Here is a 4,552-nt window from a genome sequence, read left to right on the forward strand (position 1 = left end):
AATACTGCAATTTTACACCTAGAGCCAGAAGAAAAGCCCCCTCGCGGAGACCCGTCCGGAAGCCCTCTCCCTACCCGGAGCCAAGGGCACACAGTCCGCCTATATTATCAATAGATTTTTGGTACAAACCGCCCCAAAAAGCAGGGGGTCGGAAACGGCACCGACCCCCTGCCGACCGGCCTAGGCTATGGCCATGAGACCATCGGCGAGGATTCCGCGGGCATACGCACCCGTCGACTTGCCCTCGGCCTTCGCTTCCCTCTCAAGCGCCCGTTTCATGGCGGCGGGAACCTTGAGGGACAGCGTTACCGTCTCGGGCGCTGCTTTCGGGAGTTTCCCCTCGACGATTTCGCCCACATTCACCCATCCGCTTGGCCACTCGTCGCGTTCGAGAGCGCTTTCCCAATCGGCAATCATCTCATCGGTCACGACCTTGCCGTTCTCGGCAACGATTCCGTTCATGTCTACCTCCATCCCAGCTCACGCTTGAACTTCTTCGTCGGCGGCACCATCGCGTGGAACACGCACCAAACGCCGTCGATATCCATGAATCCAATCAGCTCGGCAAATCTACCGTCGGGAAGCGAGCCGACCGAAATCCAGAGCGGCGGGTCATCCGTGCCGTTTCGCTGACGGCATCTAATCGGGTTCTCCCACGCATACGCAACTTCCTCGCTGGTAAGCCCGTGCTTGAGAGCGTTCCCATGCACTCTGACCACTGCCGTTCTCCTTTCTTTCCTAATAAGTATACCATAGGGGTATACCTAATTAAATAGCGTATCCACCGCGAGTACCAAAGCCGCGAGCGCCGCCGCGACAACGAGGGCGATGCTTCTGAGGAAGGGTAGTCGGGTCAATGTAGCAATCAGTGACCACGGGGACGCGTGGTCTGCGAAGCAGATCTAAGCGACCTCGTTCACGGATTGCGGAATTGACGCGACGGGCAACTGAATAGACCAGACTCGAACAAGGGTCGATGGACGCTCTGCTCCATCGACCCTTTCCTTGCCCTCGTCAGTCGTTTTCGGCATTGTCGAAATCCTCGATTTTAAGATGGACGTTGTTCCGGTCGGCTTCCCTGCGGAGCGCCGCGAGCGCTTCCATGATTTCAGAGAACGCCGCAACCTCCTTTCCCAAAACCGCCTTGGCTTCCTCATGGTCGAGCGCATTCGAGCCGTACGTGTTCAGGAATCTCATGAACTGGTTCAGGTTCGTCCCCTGCTTCGCGAGTTCGTGCGCGGCCTTTCTCAAAGGCTCGGTATCAATGACCCTGATTGTCGCATCGTCGGAATTGGCAAGGAGCGTGCGAGCGTATTCGGAAACCGTCATGCCGTTTTTGGCGGCTTTTCGCTTGAGGGCTTCCTTCTCGTGTTCGGTCATCCGCACCTCGACGCGTGCTTCTTTTCTCCGCATGTCGCTTTCGACACCTCTCGTTTTTCCAGAATCATCCGTTTGCAAATAGCGCCGCCGCATTTGCAAACGGTGCAAAATCGAGCGGCAGGGTTGCCGCCCACTGAAAACCGGCAACCCTAAATTGCCGGTTTTCCAAAGCGCAAGCGCTCTCCCGTCAAGGCCGCTAAAGCCGTTCGGGAGCAAGATGGAAGTGAGGGAAAAGTCCACAACAGTGGAGTTTGTCCGTACACTTCCCAAATCTTGCAACTCGAAGAGCGGCCTTGGCCGGTGAGCGCTCGCGCGAGAGTCTTCTTTCTGCGGTGCCGCCGCCGCAGAAAGAAGACGGACAGCCCGACTAGGCGAACGCGCAGTAGACGTACCCGCCCTTTCGGTCATACTCCCAATCGCCCGGAAGTTCGTTGCCATCTGAATCGACCTCGACCCACCAGCCGTCCTCCGGGTCTCCCATGACGCGCCAGCGGCGCTTGCCGAGCTGCGATACGAGTTCATCGCCGTCAGGCTCGACGAGCGCGGAATCGCCCACATCGCCGACGCGCTCGACCGACAGAACCCACGCCTTGCCCTCGACGCTCGCGATTCGGTTGAAGAACTCCGAAAGCTCAAAGTCAGCCACCTCGGTGCGCTCGCATCCACCCGACCTGCGCAGCACGGATGCGTTCCACTTCATGGCTAGCCCCTCCAAGCCCTCTTGAGCCTTTGCCATCGGCTCAGCTTCTGCTCGGCCGATTCCAGCGCGAGCGTCTGGGCGGTCTCGTGGTGGAGCGCTTGAGCGCCCTGCACGGCCTTGGTGCTGTCCGTCACCGTCTCCATGAGCTTGGCTATCTGCTCGTCCTTCTTGGCGAGCTGCGCATCCTTGACGGCGAGCTGGCCGACCAGCGCGGACACCGCCGTCGAGTCGACACCGCCGATAGAACTGTCTCCTGTCTGGCAAACGTCTGGCAAAGTGTCTGGCATCTGTCTGGCAAGCCGTATGGCACGCTCGATGGCGGCACCCTGCGACACGTCCCACCCGGTCGAGAGTTCCACCAGCTCATCGTATGCGTCTTCCTCGATTCGGAAGGTCTTCTTAACCTTGGCCACTGTCGGCTCCTGTCTGGCAAAGTGTCTGGCAAATCGTATGGCACGTATTCCACCACAGCGGCGGGGAAACGGGCAAGAATCAACCGATTTTCGGCTCCGTCATATCGACGTGGATATGACCGTCCTCGTACCACGCGCCGTCCGGCAGGCCGTCGGTGTTTCCCTTCCCAGTCCCTAATCGAAAACGCGTTCCGGGCTGATATCCCGGATTACCTGTAGGTAGTCTTCGCCCTCCGGTTCATTCATGTCCTCATAGGTACGCCAAGACTTAATGTTCTGCATGACCCAAGACTGTTTAGAAAGGGCGACGCAAACAGGGCACTGCGCTCCGAACTGCACCTCGCGGCTCTTTGCCTGCCAAGTGCCAAGGCCGATGCGGACGTTGCCCATTTGCTCCGCGTATTCTCCCACGCAGTCGTAGAGGTCATCTACGTTGTAGCCATTCCTTTTTGCCTTCTCCTCATCGAACTCGATGGTGAAGCGCCAAGGTTTCGTTGTCATATCAATCACCCGCCTTGATTTTCGGCTCCGCCATATCGACGTGGATATGACCGTCCTCGTACCACGCGCCGCCGGGCAGGCCGTCGGTGTCGCGTTTCCAGTCCCTCAGCCACTTGATGACTGTCGGTCGGGACACACCAAGAGCCTTGGCTATTTCCGAGTGGTTGGCATCCGGATGCTCGCGGGCGTAGGTGCGGATTATGTCGCGCTTCTTCGGCGCACCGTCTTTGTTCCGCCAATTTCCTTCCGGGTCTGTGACCCCCTGAATCGCCCTCATTACCGCCATGTGCTGTGGCTGCTTCCTGTAGTTCCGCTTGTTTTTCGGGATCGCTATTCCCGATATCCTCTCCAAGTCCTTGATGGGGAACTTCTTGTATCGCAGGTCGAGGCATTCGAGAGCGTTCTCGACCTCATGGTCGTTGCCGAACGGGTGCTCGGTGTCTACCGAATCCAGGAACGGCACCAGCGAATCCATGTCCGCCTTGACGCGCTTGCGGTCGGTGATGCCGCACTTCACGGCGTATATCGCCAGAGCCATCAGGCAGAAGTACCTGTGGCTGAACGTCGCGCCCGCACGTATCTTGCGCAGCCACCAGTTGTAGAGGTCTTCCTTGGCATCCCACGAGCCGTCGGCGCGTCCGCCGCCGACGATGACCTTCTCGTACCACTCGGGGAATCTCTCCTTGGCCTGTTCGAGCGTGTACCTCGTCTCCCTCCACTTCTTCGACAGGTCTACCTGCTGTTCCGGGGGAAGGAAGTCGTTCAGCTCTTCGAGCGAGAAGGGGTGCGTGTTGACCGAGAACGCCCTGACCGTGCCGCCGTCCTTCGTCTTGCCGCCGATGACGCGGAACCCTTGGTTGATGCCCTGGTGCTGCGGGTGCTCCCATTCCCTCGACGTATGCTTGTTCCACATCCTGTCGGTCAGGTGGTACTTCATGTCCTTCAGCAGGCTCTTGGTGTTCGGGTATAGGTCGGCGGGTTCCTCGAGGACGTAGTACAGATGGACGTTGTGCCCGCTCAGGATGATGTAGTTCGGCTCGGGATAGACGGGGTAGTCGCTTCGGCAGTTGTACAGGAACGCCGTGAGCGTGCCGTCATCCTGCCCGTCGAGGTCGAAGACCATGGCGCACATCTTGCTCTGCGCATCGGCGGTGTTCGCCCTGCCCCAGTAGGTGAGACCGTTCGTTATCGCCCAGTTCGCATCGCGGAACTCGGCAAGGGTCTCCTCGAACGTGTCCTCGAACAGGATGCGGCGGCGTCTCCTGTCTCCGACGAGCTTCCCGTCGCTATCGTAATGCCCGCCGAACGAGCCGAGGATTATCGGGTTGGCCTTGCACAGCCCGCCCGGCTCGCCCTCCGTCTGGATGAAGCCATCGCCGAGCCGGAAGATATCCGAGTAGACTTCCATGGCCGACACCTCAAAAGCCCCGTATTCAAGAAGAACGGACTCAAGAGACAACCCACTCACCAACCCATCCCGGAAGCCCTCATAGGCACGTTATATTATCAATACTGCAATTTTACACCTAGAGCCAGAAGAAAAGCCCCCTCGCGGAGA

7 protein-coding genes are annotated in these 4,552 nt (G+C 58.8%); all 7 read right to left on the reverse strand.

Translation table 11 applies throughout. The features are described from left to right. Nucleotides 1-180: 180 nt before the first annotated feature. Nucleotides 181-462: a hypothetical protein gene (locus DWX63_RS10830; RefSeq protein WP_117843711.1), complete on the reverse strand. Its 282-nt coding sequence runs from the start codon at nucleotides 460-462 to the stop codon at nucleotides 181-183. Between the two features lie 2 nt (nucleotides 463-464). Then, on the reverse strand, nucleotides 465-719 hold the full coding sequence (locus DWX63_RS10835) for a hypothetical protein (protein WP_117843712.1): 255 nt from the start codon (nucleotides 717-719) through the stop codon (nucleotides 465-467). A gap of 295 nt (nucleotides 720-1,014) precedes the next feature. Then, on the reverse strand, nucleotides 1,015-1,620 hold the full coding sequence (locus tag DWX63_RS10840) for a hypothetical protein (RefSeq protein WP_147336097.1): 606 nt from the start codon (nucleotides 1,618-1,620) through the stop codon (nucleotides 1,015-1,017). A gap of 127 nt (nucleotides 1,621-1,747) precedes the next feature. Beyond that, the gene (locus tag DWX63_RS10845; protein ID WP_117843714.1) at nucleotides 1,748-2,080 is read right to left on the reverse strand and encodes a hypothetical protein; all 333 of its coding nucleotides are present in this window, start codon (nucleotides 2,078-2,080) and stop codon (nucleotides 1,748-1,750) included. A 2-nt stretch (nucleotides 2,081-2,082) separates the two neighbouring features. Next, nucleotides 2,083-2,493: a hypothetical protein gene (locus DWX63_RS10850; protein ID WP_117843715.1), complete on the reverse strand. Its 411-nt coding sequence runs from the start codon at nucleotides 2,491-2,493 to the stop codon at nucleotides 2,083-2,085. 174 nt (nucleotides 2,494-2,667) lie between these two features. Beyond that, nucleotides 2,668-2,994: a hypothetical protein gene (locus DWX63_RS10855; protein ID WP_117843716.1), complete on the reverse strand. Its 327-nt coding sequence runs from the start codon at nucleotides 2,992-2,994 to the stop codon at nucleotides 2,668-2,670. A 1-nt stretch (nucleotide 2,995) separates the two neighbouring features. Then, the gene (locus DWX63_RS10860; protein ID WP_117843717.1) at nucleotides 2,996-4,402 is read right to left on the reverse strand and encodes a helix-turn-helix domain-containing protein; all 1,407 of its coding nucleotides are present in this window, start codon (nucleotides 4,400-4,402) and stop codon (nucleotides 2,996-2,998) included. Nucleotides 4,403-4,552: the final 150 nt, after the last annotated feature.

Source organism: Collinsella sp. AF20-14LB, assembly GCF_003459505.1.
GTDB lineage: Bacteria > Actinomycetota > Coriobacteriia > Coriobacteriales > Coriobacteriaceae > Collinsella.